This window comes from Streptomyces akebiae, from assembly GCF_019599145.1.
Taxonomy (GTDB): domain Bacteria; phylum Actinomycetota; class Actinomycetes; order Streptomycetales; family Streptomycetaceae; genus Streptomyces; species Streptomyces akebiae.
The window spans coordinates 98,117-116,789 of record NZ_CP080648.1 but is presented as its reverse complement, the minus strand read 5'-3'; the positions used below and the strand labels follow the sequence as shown (position 1 = coordinate 116,789).

The 18,673-nt window shown below is 74.2% G+C and carries 4 protein-coding genes; all 4 read right to left on the bottom strand.

Translation table 11 applies throughout. The features are described from left to right. Window positions 1-215: 215 nt before the first annotated feature. Window positions 216-2,075, bottom strand: a complete 1,860-nt coding sequence (locus tag K1J60_RS44955) for a hypothetical protein (RefSeq protein ID WP_220652062.1) — start codon at window positions 2,073-2,075, stop codon at window positions 216-218. Beyond that, the gene (locus tag K1J60_RS44950; RefSeq protein ID WP_220652089.1) at window positions 2,060-2,851 is read right to left on the bottom strand and encodes an ABC transporter ATP-binding protein; all 792 of its coding nucleotides are present in this window, start codon (window positions 2,849-2,851) and stop codon (window positions 2,060-2,062) included. Before K1J60_RS44950 ends, K1J60_RS44955 begins: the two co-directional genes overlap by 16 nt. 320 nt (window positions 2,852-3,171) lie before the next feature. Further along, window positions 3,172-13,944, bottom strand: coding sequence for a type I polyketide synthase (locus K1J60_RS44945; protein ID WP_220652061.1), 10,773 nt, complete (start codon window positions 13,942-13,944; stop codon window positions 3,172-3,174). 2 nt (window positions 13,945-13,946) lie between these two features. Continuing rightward, window positions 13,947-18,659 (bottom strand): type I polyketide synthase, encoded by a 4,713-nt coding sequence (locus K1J60_RS47010; RefSeq protein WP_220652060.1) that lies wholly within the window; start codon window positions 18,657-18,659, stop codon window positions 13,947-13,949. Window positions 18,660-18,673 lie beyond the last annotated feature (14 nt).

Below are 18,673 nucleotides of genomic sequence, written 5' to 3'. Positions count from 1 at the left end.
AGTTTCACCGGAACCAAGTCTTCCGGCCGATGGCCGGGGCGGGCGCGGGCGCGCCAGCCGTGTGGTCCGGCTGCTTCCTCGACTGAAGCACTCCGGACGCTAGCCAGGGCCCGACGGGCGGCCAACCCCTAGCCTCCGCGCCGCCGCCCCTAAACCACCTGGCCAGGGGGCGGCGGCACGGCCGGCTCAGAGGTGCGCGGACCGGGGGGCGCGGCTCACGCGGCCACCGCCTGGATACGGTTCTTCTCGGCGCGGTAGAGCCAGTAGGCGGCCCAGAAGCCCGTGACGCCGATCAGGACCATGGCGACGATCACCGGCCACTGCCACGGGTCGGAGACGTGCAGCGCGAGGAACCAGACCTTGTCCGTGGAGCCGCTGAGTTTGATGCCCAGCGGCGCCAGGCCCTGCGGGAACAGGCCGAGGATGCCGACGGCCATGGCCGTCCACAGGAGGGTCTGGCGTTTGGCGGACATCGTCTCGAACGGGGACTTGCCGGCCTCGTCCTCGCCGACGGCGGTCGACGCCGGGGCGCCCGAGCGCATCAGGTGCAGCAGTTCCGGGCCCTTGTCCCGCAGTTGCTTCGCCGCCACCGAGCCGAGCAGTACATGGCTGACCACACCCGTGAGCAGGGCGACCGGGAGGCTCGCCCACAGCAGCGCGGGCTGCTCCAGCGCGTGGCCCGCCCAGGCGACCCCGAGCGCGGGGCACATGGCCAGCGCGACCAGGAAGAACATCAGGAACGACTGTCCCGTGACGTCGCCGTGGTCCATCGGCGAGTTCTTGCTCTTGTGCGGGTCCGGGCCGGGCACCAGGACCGCGACGGAGGCCCAGATCAGCAGGCCGGAACCGCCGCCGAGCGCGGCGAGGTTGCCCGCGAGCGCCCACGGCACCAGGGCGGGGTCACCGTGCACGAGAGATCCGGCAAGCGTCAGCAGCAGCGTGAGCGGGCCGAAGACGACCAGCCAGGCGAGCTGCCGTGCGCGGACGTCGGCCTTCTCCTTCCCGGGCACCGTCAGGGTCAGCCAGAGCGCGGTGCCGTCCTGGCCGTAGAGGTTGGCGCAGGTCGCCGCGGCCATCAGCGCGCCGGCCGCGCCGACGAACGGGAACGCGGCGGTGAAGTCGAAGATCAGCGGGAACAGCGCGGTGATGACCGCGAAGGCCGGGCCGAGCACGATGCTCTGGGTGCGCATCGGGTCGCGCCACCAGGTGCGCAGCTCCTTGAGGCAGATCATCCCCACGTCGCCGCGGAACAGCGGGCGACGTCGTACGGCCTCGCGTGCGGAGGAGCCCCGGACGACCGGGCGGGCCAGCCGCTGCGGTCCGAGGAGCGCGCTCCATGTGGCGAACAGCGCCGCCACCAGCACGGCCAGCGCGAGCAGCGGACCGAACGTCCACAGCCAGTCGCCGCGGCCTGCCGCCTCGACGGCGAGCAGTCCCCAGCTGGAGGGCAGTGCCCGCACCACGGTGGAGAAGGTGGGCGGGAAGCCGTACTCGAGCAGCAGGTAGATCCCGATCATCAGGACCCAGGAGAAGGAGCACAGTGAGACGATCGCGGCGGTGACGGTCGCGGTGATGGCACCGCCGATACGGGAGCGGGCCAGTGCGCGGAAGAGCAGGGTGACCACCCGGGACAGCAGCACCACGAGCAGCAGGAGCAGGACCACCGCGGGGACCGACACCACGACGGCCTGCCAGCTCAGCCGGGCGGCGAAGGCGATCATGGCGCCGAACGCCAGCACGGTGATCGCGGTGGTGACGGCGACCAGCGCGGCGGCGAGCAGGCCCATGGCCAGGGTGCGGCGCGGGATCGGCTGGCGGTGGAAGTGCTCGCCGTTGAGGGGTGGTTCGCCCGCGAAGATCGGGCCGACGATCCAGCCCAGCGCCCACAGCGCGAAGGTGACCGCGAGGACGTCCATCAGCATCCGCGGCTGGGAGAAGTCGAGGAACGCCAGGATGACGGTGGTGACGGCGAGGCAGATCCCGGCGGCCCAGCCGAGTCCGCTCAGGGCCATCTTGGAGTCGGACGTGCTGTGGCGCAGCACGGCCAGTTTCATACGGATCAGGACGCCAACCACGACAGTCCCTCCCCGCCGCCGATCGTCACGCCGACCAGGTCGACGAAGGTCTCCTCGAGCGTGCGGCCGCCGCGCACGTCGTCCAGCGGCCCCTCCGCGACGACGCGGCCCCGGGCCATCACGCCGACGGTGTCGCACAGCTCTTCGACGAGTGCCATGACGTGGCTGGAGATCAGCACCGAACCGCCGCGGTCGACGAACCGCCGCAGGATCTGCTTGATGGTGGCGGCGGAGACCGGGTCGACCGCCTCGAAGGGCTCGTCGAGCACCAGCATCCGGGGGGCGTGCAGCAGGGCCGTGGCCAGTCCGACCTTCTTGCGCATACCGGTGGAGTAGTCCACCACCAGGGTGCGTTCGGCGGAACCGTCGAGCTCCATGACAGCGAGCAGCTCGTCGGCGCGGCGGTCCACCTCGCCGGCGTCGAGTCCGTGTAACTGGCCGAGGTAGGTGAGCAGTTCACGGCCGGTGAGCCGCTCGGGCATGGCCAGCCCGTCGGGCAGGACACCCAGCAAGCGGCGCGCCTTCAGCGGCTCCTCCCAGATGTCGACGCCGTGGACCTTGGCCGTGCCCGCGTCGGGCCGGAGGAGGCCGACGGCCATCGAGAGGGTGGTGGTCTTGCCCGCTCCGTTCGGTCCGACAAGTCCGTAGAAGGAGCCGGGCCGCACGGTGAGATCCACGTGATCCGCCGCCGTGTAGTCCCCGAACACCTTGTGCAGGCCCTCGAGGCGGAACGCGGGTTCCTCTCTCGCCGAGTCCCTACCGGTCGTGTCCGTCATGGTCGTGTGCTGAGTTACGTCGTCCACCGCGTTCCTTCTACGTGAGACACAGGGCGGCCCAGCGGAGTGCGGGGCCTCTCGGTCCTGCTGGCCATCCTGCCAACGATCCTGTCCCGCTCGCGAGTTGGCTCACAGGACAGGCCGGAATGCGGCGGTCTGACGTCCGCGCGCGTACCGAGTGGGGGGTGCTGAGGGGGCTCAGCTCGGCCGGCTCCTCCGATGGTCCCCGCAGCGGTCCACGGTCAACACCCCCTAATTCCTCGAACGCGCCCCTATAGGGGTGTCGTTCCGATCGCAAGTGCGATCTCTTCGCCTGAGCGTCACGGGATCTCCAGTTCGTTGTCGATGAGGGCGAAGATCTCCTCCTCGGTGGCGGCCCGCAGATCGGCGTCCTGGCCCTCGTCCTCGTCCGGGGCCTGGCCGCCGCCCTGATCGTCCGACCACCGCGCGAGGAGCGCGCTCAGCCGGACCCGCAGCCGGGACCGGTCGCCCGCGGACAGCTCGTGGGGCGATGCCTCCAGCTCGTCGAGGCCGGCCATCAGCGTGTCTGCCGCTCCCGGCGCGGGTGGCACCAGTTCGGTGCCGAGCCGCTCGGCGAGCGCCTCGGGGGTGGGGTGGTCGAAGACCAGGGTGGCGGGCAACCGGACACCGGTGACCGCACCGAGCCGGTTGCGCAGTTCCACCGCGGTGAGCGAGTCGAAACCGAGCTCCTTGAAGGGGCGGTCCCGCTCCACGGCCTCTGCCGCGGCGAACCCGAGCACGGCGGCCGCCTCCGCCCGCACCCGCTCCAGCAGCACCCGTGCCTGCTCGTCCGCCGGCAGGGCGCGCAGCCGGTCGGCGAAGCCGGTCTCCCCGGCCGGGGAGACCGCGGTACGCCGCGGACCCCGCACCAGGCCGCGCAGCAGGTGCGGCACCTCCGTCCGGCCGGTGAACCCGGCGATGTCCACGGCGCCCGGCAGCACGGCGGGGTCGGCCCCGGACAGCGCCGCGTCGAGCAGGGCCGTTCCGTCCTCGGCCGTGGTCAACGGGAGACCGGAACGAGCGGCGCGCTCCCGGTCGCCGTCGGTGAGGGTGCCGGTCATGCCGGCACCCACGTCCCACGGCCCCCAGGCGAGGGAGAGCGCGGGCAGTCCACGGACGTGCCGGTGGCGGGCGAGCGCGTCCAGGTAGGCGTTGGCCGCGGCGTAGTTGCCCTGCCCGGGGGTGCCCAGCGCCGCGGACACGGACGAGTAGAGAACGAACTCCTCGGCGTCAGGGAGCAGTTCGTGCAGATGGCGGGCCGCGGTGACCTTGGCCGCGAGCACGGGGGCGACGCGGTCGGGGGTGAGGGCGGTGGCCACGCCGTCGTCCAGGACGCCTGCGACGTGGAACACGGAGGAGATCTGCCGGCCACGCACCGCGTCGGCCAGGGCCACGGGGTCGGTGATGTCGCAGGCCACGATCTCGGCGTCGGCTCCGGCCGCCCGCAGGTCCGTCAGCAGCTCGGCGGCGCCGGGGGCGCCGGGACCGCTGCGGCTCAGCAGAAGGAGCGAACGGCTGCCGCGTGCGGCCAGGTGGCGGGCGGTGAGTGCGCCCAGCGCCCCCGTGCCACCCGTGACCAGGACCGTACCCGCCGGATCCCACTCCCGCGCCACCGACAGCACGACCTTGCCCACATGACGCGCCTGACCCACGAAACGGAACGCATCCGCAGCCCGCCGCACATCGAACACCCGCACCGGCGGCAACACGAACACACCCTCGGCGAACAACCGCAAAACCTCACGCAGGATCTCCCCGATCCGCTCCGGCCCCGCCTCACCCAGATCGAACGCCCGATAAACACACCCACCCATGGACCCCGGATCACGCACATCCGCCTTGCCCATCTCCACAAACCGCCCACCCGGAACCAACAACCGGGCCGACGCATCCACGAACTCACCAGCCAACGCGTTGAGAACCACATCCACCCCACGCCCACCGGTCCGCTCCCGGAACACCCCCTCGAACGACACATCCCGCGACGACGCCAGACACTCCGCCCCCAGACCCGTCACCCACCACTTGCCAGGCGAAGCCGTCCCGAACACCTCCGCCCCCAGATGACGAGCAACCTGCACCGCCGCCATCCCCACACCACCGGCAACCGCATGCACCAACACCCGCTCACCAGCACACAACCCCGCCAGATCCACCAACGCGTAATACGCCGTCGCAAAAGCGATCGGCACCGCCGCCGCCTCCACAAACGACCAACCCGCCGGAACCGGAGCCACCAACCGCTCATCCGTCACCGCCAACGGACCCATCGCCCCACCGAAGAACCCCAACACCCGGTCCCCCACCACACACCGGGAAACCCCCGGCCCCACCTCCACCACCACACCAGCGGCCTCACCACCCACCGCCACCTCACCCGGATACATCCCCAGCACATTCAGCACATCACGGAAATTCACCCCCGCCGCACGCACCGCAACCCGCACCTCACCCACACCCAACGGCTCCACCACATCCGGCGCCGCCACCAAAGCCACGTTCTCCACCGCACCCCGCACCGACACCCCCACCCGCCACGCCCCTTCAGGAGCCTGGAGGGTGCGGTCGGTGACAGGTGCCAGGCGTGCCGCGTACAACCGGCCGCCGCGCACGGCGAGTTCCGGTTCGTCCGCGCCGGGCACGGCCGCAAGCGCCGTCCACGGGTCGGCATCGACGTCCACCAGCAGCACGCGCCCGGGGTGCTCCGACTGCACGCTGCGCAGCAGCCCTCGTACGGCGGCACCCGACACGTCGGGCAGGTCGTCGCCCGGCTCGGCCGCGACGGCTCCCCGGGTGAGCAGTACGAGGGTGGCGTCGACGTCGGCGCGGGCCAGGAACTCCTGGACGGTGGCGAGCGTCGCGCACACCCGCGCGTCGGTGTCGTCCAGGCCGCCGGCCCCGTCGGCGGGCGCCGAGGTGACCAGGAGCACGTCGGCCGAGGCCGACGTGGTGTCGGCAGCCCGTACGCAGTCGGTCCCGAGAGCGGTGAGCGCGTCGGCCGCGCCGTACGGGTCGGGTCCCACGACGGCCCAGGTGGCCCGGGCGGGCGCCGGTTCGGGGAGCGGGACCCAGTCCACGCGGTGCACCGGCCGGGCCACCGCGGCGCCCGCCGGTGCGTCCGCGGCGAGGGGCCGCAGCACGACACTCCCGACGGAGAGGACCGTCCGGCCTCCGGGGTCGAGGGCCAGCAGCTGCACCGCGTCGTCGCCGCGCGGCGAGAGCCGCACGCGGAGCGTGGTGGCGCCGGAGGCCGCCAGGGTGACCTGCGACCAGGAGAACGGGAGTCCGGGCGGTCCCGCGGGCCCGTCCGCCTCGACCACACGGACGGCGAGCGCGTGCAGCGCCGCGTCGAGCAGGGCCGGGTGCAGCCCGAAGCGGCCGGCGTCCCTGTGCGCCTGTTCCGGCAGGACGACCTCGGCCCAGAGGTCCTCGCCCGCGCGCCAGACCCCGCGCAGCCCCTGGAACACCGGGCCGTACTCCAGCCCGGCACCGGCCAGCGCCGGGTACAGCTCGTCGAGCGTCACGGCGTGGCCGCCGTCCGGGGGCCAGGACGACGCCGAGGCGGCCACGGGGGCCGCGGTACGCAGGGTGCCGGAGGCGTGCCGCGTCCATGGCTGCCCGTACCAGCCGGTGCCGTCGGAGAGGCGCGAGTGGACGGTGAGCTCACGCGCCCCGTCCTCGTCCGGAGCACCGACCAGGACCTGGAGCTGGACGGACTCCTCCTCCGTGAGCACCAGGGGGGTGTGCAGGACCAGCTCGTCCAGGACGTCGCAGCCCGCCTGGTCGCCGGCGCGCACCGCGAGATCGACGAACGCCGTGCCGGGAACCACGATCCGGCCGTGCACCCGGTGCTGGGCGAGCCAGGGGTGCGTGCGGACGGAGAGCCGCCCGGCGAACACCAGGCCTCCGTCGTCGGCGAGTTCCACACCTGCGGCGAGGACGGGATGCCCGGTCTCCCCCAGTCCGGCGGACACCATGTCGCCGGGGAGCGCAGAGACCGACGGCCAATAACGCTCGGGCGCGAAGGCATAGGTGGGCAGCTCGACCCGCCGGCCGCCGGCTGGCGCGAGCAGAGCGACCCAGTCCACGGGCACCCCGTGCACGTGCAGGCCGGCCAGGGCGCGCAGCAGGGCCGCATCCTCGCCGTGCCCCGAGCGCAGGGCGGGCACGGTGGTCGCGTCCTCGCGGATGTGCGGGACGAGGGCGGAGAGGGTGCCGTCGGGCCCGAGTTCGAGGAAGACCCGCACGTCGGTGAGGGAGGCGATCGCGTCGGCGAAGCGGACGGGCTCGCGGATCTGGCCGACCCAGTAGTCCGGCGTCGCCAGGTCTCCGGGCGCCGTGGTGACGACGGAGATCGTCGGGGGGTTGTACGTCAACGATTCCGCGACGGCGGCGAACTCGGCCTGCATCGGCTCCATCAGACGCGAGTGGAACGCGTGCGAGACGGTCAGCCGCTTCACCCGTACGTTCTCAGCCCGGAGCCGCTCCTCCAGCACCGCGATCGCATCGACGTCACCGGAAACGGTCACCGACATGGGCCCGTTCACGGCCGCCAGATCCACCCCTTCGGGCAGCTCCAGCCCGTCCTCGGCCACCTCCACGGCCAGCATCGCACCGCCCGACGGCAACGCGTCCATCAGCCGACCACGCGCCGAGACCAGGACACACGCGTCGTCCAGCGACAGCACCCCGGCCACATGCGCGGCGGCCAGCTCACCGATCGAATGACCCACCAGCACATCCGGGGTCACACCCCAGGACTCCACCAGCCGGAACAACGCCACCTCGACCGCGAACAGCGCAGGCTGCGCATACACCGTCCGGGCCAGCAGCTCCGCATCCTCCCCGAACACCACCTCACGCAAAGGCAGTTCGAGATCCACCCGCGCACACACCGCGTCGAACGCGTCCGCGAACACCGGGAAGGCGTCGTACAGCTCACGCCCCATACCGACCCGCTGCGCACCCTGACCCGAGAACAGCAACGCCAGGCGCGGTACGTCGGGTGCGGCCCGTCCGGCCACGGCGTTGCCGAGGTCCCGCAGCGCGGTCGTCGCGCTCCCGCCGTCCGCCGCGAGGACCACCGCGCGGTGCTCCAGCATGCCCCTGGTGGTCGCCAGTGAGTACGCGACGTCGGCGAGCCGCTTCCCGGCCAGGGCTTCGCGCAGCCGCTCGGCCTGCGCGGGCAGCGCATCCGCCGTACGGGCGGAGAGCAGCAGCGGCAGCAGCGGCGCATCCTCCGGCGGCGTTCCGTCCGTCGCCTCCGGCTCCGCCGGCTCGTCGGCCGGCGCCGCCTCCAGGACGACGTGGGCGTTGGTGCCGCTCACCCCGAACGAGGAGACACCGGCCCGGCGCGGCCGGCCCGTCTCCGGCCAGGGACGCGCCTCGGTCAACAGCTCGACCGCACCCGCAGACCAGTCGGCCTCGGGGGTCGGCGCGTCGACGTGCAGGGTCGCGGGCAGCGTGCCGTGCCGCATCGCCTGCACCATCTTGATCACCCCGGCGACGCCCGAAGCCGCCTGCGTGTGCCCGATGTTGGACTTCAGCGAGCCCAGCCACAGCGGTTCCGCACGGTCCTGGCCGTACGTGGCGAGCAGCGCCTGCGCCTCGATCGGGTCGCCGAGCTTCGTGCCCGTACCGTGCGCCTCCACCGCGTCCACATCCGACGGCCTCAGGTCGGCGTCGGCGAGCGCCCGGCGGATCACACGTCGCTGCGCGGGTCCGCTGGGGGCGCTCAGGCCGTTGGACGCGCCGTCCTGGTTGACGGCCGAGCCGCGCACCACGGCCAGCACCTGGTGCCCGTTGCGACGGGCGTCGGACAGCCGCTCCACCAGCAGTACGCCGACACCCTCGCCCCAGCCCGTGCCGTCGGCCGCGGCGGCGAAGGACTTGCAGCGGCCGTCGGCGGCCAGCCCGAGCTGCCGGCTGAACTCCACGAAGGCGGTCGGCGTGGACATGACGGTCACGCCGCCGGCGAGGGCCATCGAGCATTCCCCGGCCCGCAGCGCCCGCACCGCCAGGTGGAGCGCCACCAGCGACGACGAGCACGCGGTGTCCACCGTGAGGGTGGGACCCTCGAAGCCGAAGCTGTAGGCCACCCGGCCGGAGAGCACGGCCGCGGCGTTGCCGGCGCCCTGGTGTCCCTCGCTGACCTCGGGGTCGCCGGCGAGCAGCACCGGATAGTCCTGGCCGTTGGTGCCCGCGAACACCCCGGTGTCGGTGCCGCGCAGCGCCTCCGGGTCGATGCCCGCCTGCTCGAACACCTCCCACGCGGTCTGGAGCATGAGCCGCTGTTGCGGATCCATGGCGAGCGCCTCGCGCGGCGAGAGGCCGAAGAAGCGGGCGTCGAACTCGGCGACGTCGCGGAGGAATCCGCCCTCGCGGACGTACGAGGCACCCGCGCCGCCCTCGGGGTCGTACAGCCGCTCGGTGTCCCAGCCCCGGTCGCCGGGGAACCCGGAGATGCCGTCGCGGCCCTCGGCGACCAGGCGCCACAGCCCGTCCGGCGAGCTGATGTCACCGGGGAAGCGACAGGCCATGCCGACGATCGCGATGGGCTCGGCGTCGGAGACCGCGGCCCTGGTCGCCGTGTCGGCCTCGTCGCCGTCGGTACCTCGCACGAGGTCGTCGAGGTGGCCGGCCAGCGCGTCCGGGGTGGGGTGGTCGAAGACGACGGTGGCGGGCAGGACGAGGCCGGTGGCCTCGGCCAGCCGGTCGCGCAGCTCGACGGCTGTCAGGGAGTCGAACCCCAGGTCGGTGAAGGCCCGGCGGGGACCGACGGCTTCGGTGTCGCGGTGGCCGAGCACGGCGGCGACGTGCCCGCGGACCAGTTCGGCCAGCTCGCGCCGCCGCTCCTTGGGGGCGAGTGCGGCGAGGCGGGCCACCGTCGCGGAAACCGCACCGGGGTTCCGCTCGGTCGCCGGTCCGGCCGCTTCACCCCGCGGCAGGGTGACGGTGAGGCGGTCGAAGAGCCGCTGGGGCCGTACGGAGGTGACGGCCGGCACGAAGCGGGCCCAGTCCATGTCGGCCACGGCCACGCACACGTCCCCGCCGTCCACGGCCGCGCCCAGCGCTTCGAGCGCCTGCGCCGGGTCCATGGCGCGCAGGCCGCGCCGCCGCAGGTAGTCGGCGGTGTCCGCGGCACCCGCCATGCCGCTGCCGGCCCACGGTCCCCACGCCACCGAGGTGGCGGGCAGTCCGCCTGCGGCGCGCCGCAGGGCGATCGCGTCCAGGGCGGCGTTCGCCGCCGCGTAGGCTCCCTGGCCGCCGCTGCCCCAGACGCCGGAGACCGAGGAGAACAGGACGAAGGCGTCGAGGTCGGCGGTCCGCAGCGCGTCGTCGAGGTGCAGGGCGCCGGTGACCTTGGCGGCCAGCACCTGGGCGATGTCCTTCTCCGAGACGTCGGAGAGCGTGCCGAACTCGCCGCTTCCGGCGGCGTGCACCACGGCGTTCGGCGGGTGCTCGGCCAGCAGGGCGTCGAGAGCGGCACGGTCGCCGACGTCGCAGGCGGCGACGGTGACCTCGGTCCCGGCCGCGGTGAGTTCGGCGGTCAGTTCGGCCATGCCCGGCGCTTCGGCGCCGCGCCGGCCGGCCAGTACCAGGTGCGGTGCGCCGCGGCCCGCGAGCCAGCGGGCGACGTGTGCGCCGAGCGCCCCGGTGCCGCCGGTGACGAGCACGGTGCCCCGTGGCCGCCAGGGCGTGGCGGGGCGCGGGAGCGCCGGCGCGAGCCGTCGGGCGAGGGCGCCGCTCGCTCGCACGGCCACCTGGTCCTCGCCCCGGTGCGTGCCGGCGAGCACGGCGGCCATGTGGTGCGCGGCGTCCTCGCCGGGGTCCTCCGGCAGATCGAGCGCGCCGCCCCAGCGGTGCGGCCGTTCCAGCGCGGCCACCCGGCCCATCGCCCACAGCTGTGCCGCGCCCGGGTCGGCGGGCTCGCCGTCGCCGGCCGCCACCGCCCCCTGGGTGAGCGCCCAGACGGGGGCGCCGTCCCCGCGTACCACGCCGGGCAGCGCGGCCAGCCCCCGCGACAGCTCCGGGTGCACGGGATGCGGGCGGGGGTCGTACGGGAGGACCAGACCGTCGGCGGACGGATCGGGTACGGCGCCGAAGGTGACGGTCGCCCCGTGTGCGCGCAGTGCCTCGGCGCACCAGGTGACCAGTCGGCGGAAGGCCGCGTCGGCGCCGGGCCCGTCACCGGCGTCGGGCCCGTCACCGGCGTCGGCTTCGACGTCCGCTGCGACGTCGGCCAGGATCTGCCAAGTGCCGTGCAGCGCGGGCGTCTCGGCCTCCGGCAGCGGCTCCCAGGTGTCGGCGTACCGCCAGCTCGCCGGACCACCGGTCTCGGGGGCGGGCGGCACGGACCAGTAGTGCTCGCGCCGGAAGGCGTACGTCGGCAGGTCGACGACCCGGCCGCCCCAGTCTGCTGTGATCGCCTGCCAGTCGAGCGCCGCCCCCGCGGCGTGTGCGGCGGCGATGCCGCGCCACCACGCGCCGACCGGCTCGCGACCGGCGCGCTGCAGGGCGATGCATGTCACGTCGTCGTCCGCGTCCGGGCAGGAGCGGGCCGCGGCGGTGAGCACCCCGTCCGGGCCCACCTCCACGAAGCGGGTGACTCCCTTGTCCCGCAGCGTCCGTACGGCGTCGGCGAACCGGACGGGCTCACGGATCTGTCCGACCCAGTACTCCGGCGTCGCCAGATCGCCCGGCGCCGTGGCGACGACCGGGATCGTCGGGGCGTTGTACGTCAACGACTTCGCGACGGCGGCGAACTCGTCGAGCATCGGCTCCATCAGGTGCGAGTGGAACGCGTGCGAGACGGCCAGCCGCTTCACCCGTACGCCCTCGGAGCGCAGCCGCTCCTCCAGCACCGCGATCGCCTCCGCGTCACCGGAAACCGTCACCGAGGTGGGCCCGTTCACGGCCGCGAGGTCCACGCCCTCGGGCAGCTCCAGCTCACCCTCGGCCGCCTCCACGGCCAGCATCGCGCCGCCCGACGGCAGCGCGTCCATCAACCGCGCCCGCGCGGCGACGAGTGTGCCGGCGTCCTCCAGCGACAACACGCCGGCGCAGTGCGCGGCGGCAAGCTCGCCGACGGAGTGCCCGACCAGGTGACGTGGTATCAGACCCCAGGACTCGGCGAGCCGGAACAGCGCCACTTCCAGCGCGAACAGCGCGCGCTGGGTGGTACCGGTCCGTTCCAGCGCCGGACCGTCGCTGAACGCCCCGGAATCAAGACCTGCCGCACGGCATGCCGCCGCGAAGGCGTCCGCGAAGACCGGGAAGGTGTCCAGTCCCCGCCCCATTCCGGCCCATTGGGAGCCCTGCCCCGAGAAGAGGAAGGCCGTTCGGCCCGCTCGCGCAGTGTCCGTGACGGCCTGGGGCGCGGTTCCGGAGGCGGCCAGCGCGTGCAGCCCGTCCAGCAGCTCACCGCGGTCGGCACCGAGGACGACGGCGCGGTGGTCCAGGGCGGACCGGGTGGTGGCGAGCGAGACGGCGAGATCGGCGGCGGCGAGTTCGGGCCGGGCGGCGACGTGGGCGTGCAGCCGCTCCGCCTGGGCGCGCAGCGAATCCGCGTCGCGCCCGGAAAGCACCCAGGGCACGACGGACGGCACAGCGGCCGGCACGACGGACGGCACGGCGCCCCGCTCCTGCCCCGGGCCGGTCTCCGCCTCCGCCGCCTCCTCCTCGGCCGGCGCGCCCTCCAGGATCACGTGCGCGTTGGTGCCGCTCACCCCGAACGAGGAGACGCCCGCCCTCGGCGGCCGCCCGGTGTCGGGCCACGGCCGGTTCTCGGTGAGCAGTTCCACCGCACCCGCCGACCAGTCCACGTGCGGACTGGGCGCGTCCACGTGCAGCGTGCGGGGCAGCACGCCGTGCCGCATCGCCTGCACCATCTTGATGACCCCGGCGACGCCGGAAGCGGCCTGCGTGTGCCCGATGTTGGACTTCAGCGAGCCCAGCCACAGGGGCTCTTCGCGGTCGCGGTCCTTGCCGTACGTGGCCAGCAGCGCCTTGGCCTCGATCGGGTCGCCGAGGGTGGTGCCGGTGCCGTGGCCCTCCACCGCGTCCACCTCGGCGGCCGAGAGGCGGGCGGCGGCCAGCGCGTCCAGGACGACGCGTCGCTGAGCAGGGCCGTTGGGGGCGGTGAGACCGTTGGAGGCACCGTCCGAGTTGACCGCCGAGCCGCGCAGCACGGCCAGCACCCGGTGGCCGGCGCGGCGCGCGTCGGACAGCTTCTCCAGCAGCACCATTCCGGCGCCCTCGCTCCAGCCGGTGCCGTCCGCCGCGGCCGCGAACGCCTTGCAACGGCCGTCGCGGGCCAGCCCGCGCTGCCTGCTGAACTCGACGAACGCGGCCGGGGTCGCGATCACGGTCACCCCGCCCGCGAGCGCCATGGTGCATTCGCCCCGGCGCAGCGCCTGCATCGCCAGGTGCAGCGCCACCAGGGACGACGAGCACGCGGTGTCCACCGTGACCGCGGGCCCTTCCAGGCCGAGGCTGTAGGCGATCCGGCCGGACAGCACGCTGGTCGCCGTACCGGTCAGCGCATAGCCCGCCGCCTCCTCGGCGACGGGCACACCGGTGCCGTAGCCGGAGGACGCGGCCCCGACGTACACGCCGACCGGCGTGCCCCTGACCCCCTGGGGGGCGATCCCGGCCCGCTCGATGGCCTCCCAGGAGGCCTCCAGGACCAGGCGCTGCTGCGGGTCCATCGCCTGGGCCTCGCGCGGGGAGATGCCGAAGAAGTCCGCGTCGAAGCAGCCCGCGTCGTGGACGAAGCCGCCCTGGCGGGAGTAGGAGGTACCTTCTCCGCGCGAGTCCGGGTCGTAGAGGGCGCCCAGGTCCCAGCCGCGGTCGGCGGGGAAGTCGCTGATCCCGTCACCGCCCGCGGACACCAGGTCCCACAGCGCCTCGGGCGAGTCGATGCCGCCGGGGAGGCGGCAGGCCATCCCGACGATGGCGACCGGTTCGTGCCCGGCGACGGCCAGTTCGCGGTTGCGGGTCTTGAGCCGGTCGTTCTCCTTGACCAGCGTGCGCAGGGCTTCGACGTAGCGTCCGTCGGCGGGCGCGGTCATGGTCAGTACTCCCCGTCGTCGGCGGCGACGAGACTCAGCAGGGCCTCGCCGTCCAGTTCGTCCACCGGATGCGCTGTCGCTGTGCTCGCGTCGTCCGGTTCCTCCCCCGCCATGCGCAGCAGGGGTTCGAGCAGCCCGGCCTCCCGGAGCCGGGACAGCGGCACCCGGGCCAGCGCGGCGCGGATGCGCTGCTCGGCGGAGCCCGTGTCCGTGCCCTCCGTACCGGCCGTGTCCGTGCCGGAGTCCGATGCCATGCCGCACTCCTCCAGGAGATGTGCGGCGAGTTCGGCGGGCGTCGGGTAGTCGAAGACCACGGTGGCGGTCAGCGGCAGGCCGGTGGCGGCGTTGAGGCGGTTGCGCATCTCCACCGCGGTGAGCGAGTCGAAGCCGAGGTCCCGGAAGGCCCGGCCTGGTTCCACCTCCCCGCTGTCCGCGTGGCCCAGCACGAGTGCGGCCTGCGCCCGTACGAGGTCCACGGCGGTGTCGAGCCTGTCGTACGACGGCAGAGCCAGCAGCCTCTCCCGCAGGTCGCCGGCCTCCTCGGGCGTCTCGGTCCCGGCGGAGTCGTCGCCGCCCGCCAGGCCGGCCAGCAGGGGGCTGGGCCGGGCGGAGGAGAAGGCCCGGGCGAAGGCGGGCCAGTCGACGCCGGCCACGGTCACGGTGGGCGCGGTGTCCGCCACCGCATCGGCGAGAGCGTGCAGCGCCACGTCCGGGTCCATGGCGAGGACGCCCCGGCGCGCGAGTTCGCTCTCCGCTCCCCCGGCCATGCCCGCTCCGCGCCAGGCGCCCCAGGCGACACAGGTCGCGGACGCGCCCCGGGCGGCCCGCCGCAGCGCCAGCGCGTCGAGGCGGGCGTTGGCGGCGGCGTAGGCGGCCTGTCCGGCACCGCCCCAGGTGGCGGCCACCGAGCCGAAGAGCACGAAGGCGTCGAGGTCGCCGCAGAGCTCGTCCAGGTGCTCGGCGCCATCGGCCTTGCCCGCCCGTGCCGCCGTCAGGTCGTCCTCGGTCAGCTCCGGCAGTACGCCCAGTCCTCCGACGCCCGCGGCGTGCACGACCGCGTTCGGCGGGTGCTCGGCCAACAGCGCGGCGACCGCGTCCCGGTCGGCGAGATCGCAGGCGACCACGGAGGTCGGCGCCCCCAGTTCCGCCAGCTCAGCGACGAGTTCAGAGGCGCCGGGCGCGTCGGGTCCGCGCCGGCCGGCCAGGACCAGCCGCTCGGCGCCGTTGCGCGCCGCCCACCGGGCGACGTGCGCCCCGAGCGCGCCGGTCCCGCCGGTGATGAGCACGGTGCCCCTCGGGCGCCAGGGTGCGGCGGTGACCGGGGGCGCGGGGGCCAGCCGCCGCACGAGCGGGGTGTCCCGGAGGGCGACCTGGTCCTCACCCGTGATCCCGGTGAGAACGGCGGCCAGCGCGGTCCCCGACACTCCGGCCGGGGGCAGGTCGATCAGGCCGCCCCACAGCGGCGAGTGTTCCAGCGCGGCCACCCGGCCCAGCGCCCACAGCGCGTGGCCGCCCGGGCCCGGGGGCTCCTCGCCGGGGAGCGCGGCGGCGCCACGGGTGACACACCACAGCCGCGTCCCGGTGCCGGAAAGCGCCTGGACGAGGGCGAGTCCGTCGGCCACAGCGGTCTCGTCGTCCAGGCCGAGCAGCGACAGCACACCCGTCCAGGGCTGTTCGGCCTCGGCCGCCTCACGCAGACCCGCCGCCGTATCGGCCGGGTCGAGCACCTTCAGATGCGGAGTACCGCCGCAGCGCCGGATCGCCTCGGCGCACTCGGCCGCGGTCTCCTCGTGCCCGGGGCGGGCCAGCACCAGCCAGCCGCCCAGCAGGACCGGGTCGGCGGGGACGGCGATGGGGCACCACTCCGCGCGGTACCGCAGGTCCCGGGCGCGCGACCGGCCGTGCCAGCCCGCGAGCACCGGCAGTACATCGCCGAGCCGCTCGCGGTCCTCGTCGCCGTCGACGCCGAGGAGCCCGGCCAGGGCTTCCGCGTCACCGCGACGGACGGTGGACCAGAAGGCGTCGTCGACGACCGCCTCGCCGGTCCCGCCCCACCCGCCCGGTGCGGGCAGCGGCCAGTACTTCTGGTGCTGGAAGGCGTACGTCGGCAGGTCCACGGCACGCCCGCCGAGGCAGCCGAAGACGGCCCGCCAGTCGACGTCCGCTCCATGCGCGTGCGCCCCGGCAACGGCGGCGAGCAGCGCCCGTACGCCGTCACTCCCCGCACGCTGTGCGGGGAGGGTGGTCGCGTCCTCGACGACGTGCGGGACGAGGGCGGACAGGGTGCCGTCCGGGCCGAGTTCGAGGAAGGCCCGCACATCGGCGAGCGAGGACACCGCGTCGGCGAAGCGGACGGGCTCGCGGATCTGGGCGACCCAGTAGTCCGGGGTCGTCATGTCGCCGGGCGCCGTGGCGAGGACCGGGATGGTCGGGGGGTTGTACGTCAGCGACTTCGCGACGGTGGCGAACTCGTCGAGCATCGGCTCCATCAGGTGCGAGTGGAACGCGTGCGAGACGGTCAGCCGCTTGACCCGTACGCCCTGTGCCCGGAGCCGCTCCTCCAGCACCGCGATCGCATCGGCGTCACCGGAAACGGTCACCGACATGGGCCCGTTCACGGCCGCCAGGTCCACCCCTTCGGGCAGCTCCAGCCCGTCCTCGGCCGCCTCCACGGCCAGCATCGCACCGCCCGACGGCAACGCGTCCATCAGCCGGCCACGCGCGGAGACGAGAGCACACGCGTCGTCCAGGGACAGCACCCCGGCGCAGTGCGCGGCAGCCAGCTCACCGATCGAATGACCCACCAGCACATCCGGGGTCACACCCCAGGACTCCACCAGCCGGAACAACGCCACCTCGACCGCGAACAGCGCAGGCTGCGCATACACCGTCCGGGCCAGCAGCTCCGCATCCTCCCCGAACACCACCTCCCGCAAAGGCCGTTCGAGATCCACCCGCGCACACACCGCGTCGAACGCGTCCGCGAACACCGGGAACGCCTCGTACAGCTCACGCCCCATCCCCACCCGCTGCGCACCCTGACCCGAGAACAGGAAAGCCGTCTTCCCACCGCGCACCACTCCGGAGACGACCTGCGCAGAGGACTCCCCCGCAGCCAGCGCACGCAGTCCGGCCAGCAGCTCCTCACGGTCGCCACCCACGACGACCGCCCGATGCTCCAACGCCGCCCGCCCCGTCGCCAGCGAGTAGGCCAGGTCCGCCGGTTCGTGTACGCCTGCCGGTTCGAGCAGGCGGGCGGCCTGCGCGCACAGCGCGGCGGCCGAACGGCCCGACAGCAGGAAGGGCCGGGCCCCGGGCAGGACGGGCGGCGGTTCCGTCGGCTCGTCGGCCGGCGCCGCCTCCAGGACGACGTGGGCGTTGGTGCCGCTCACCCCGAACGAGGAGACACCGGCCCGGCGCGGCCGGCCCGTCTCCGGCCAGGGACGCGCCTCGGTCAACAGCTCGACCGCACCCGCAGACCAGTCCACCTGCCGGGTCGGCTCGTCCACGTGCAGCGTCACCGGGAGCACTCCCCGGCGGATCGCCTGCACCATCTTGATGACTCCGGCGACACCGGCGGCGGCCTGGGAGTGCCCGATGTTGGACTTCACCGACCCGAGCCACAGTGGCCGTTCCGGGTCCCGGTCCTGGCCGTACGTGGCGAGCAGCGCCTGCGCCTCGATCGGGTCGCCCAGTGTCGTGCCCGTACCGTGCGCCTCGACCACGTCCACGTCGGAGGGCGTCAGCCCGGCCGACGCCAGCGCGGCCCGGATCACCCGCTGCTGCGCGGGACCGTTCGGCGCGGTCAAGCCGCTGGACGCACCGTCCTGGTTGACGGCCGAGCCGCGCACCACGGCCAGCACCTGGTGCCCGTTGCGACGGGCGTCGGACAGCCGCTCCACCAGCAGTACGCCGACACCCTCGCCCCAGCCCGTGCCGTCGGCCGCGGCGGCGAAGGACTTGCAGCGGCCGTCGGCGGCACTGCCCTCCTCGAAGCCGAAGCCCGAGAACATCGTGGGCGCGGACATCACGGTGACCCCGCCGGCCAGGGCGAGGTCGCACTCGCCGGCGCGTAGTGCCTGTGCCGCCAGGTGCAGGGCGACCAGCGACGACGAGCACGCGGTGTCGACCGTGACCGCCGGGCCCTGCAGCCCGAAGGTGTAGGAGACGCGGCCGGAGAGGACGCTGCCGGCGTTGGCCGTACCCATGTAGCCCTCGAGCGCCGCGGGGTCGATCACCGACGGATAGTCGTGGTACATCGTGCCGGCGAAGACGCCGGTCCGTCCGCCGCGCAGGGTGCGGATGTCGATGCCGGCCCGTTCGACCGCCTCCCACGAGGCCTCCAGGAGCAGCCGCTGCTGCGGGTCGGTGGCGGCGGCCTCCCGGGGGCTGATGCCGAACAGGGCGGCGTCGAACTCGCCCGCGTCGTAGACGAATCCGCCGCGTGACGCGGCGGCGGACGCCTCCGGCGTGCCCCAGCCGCGGTCCGTGGGCAGCGGGCCGAGTGCGTCCGTGCCGGACGCGACGAGCTCCCAGAGGTCTTCCGGGGAGCGCACGCCGCCGGGGTACCGGCAGGCCATGCCGATCACCGCGACCGGCTCGGCCGCGCGCTCCTCCAGGTCGCGCACGCGGCGATTCGCGTCGCGCAGCTCCGCCGTGGCGCGCTTCAGGTAGGCCAGCAGCTTCTCCTGCTGGTCCGGGTTCGTGTCGGCCATGATCTGCTGTCCGC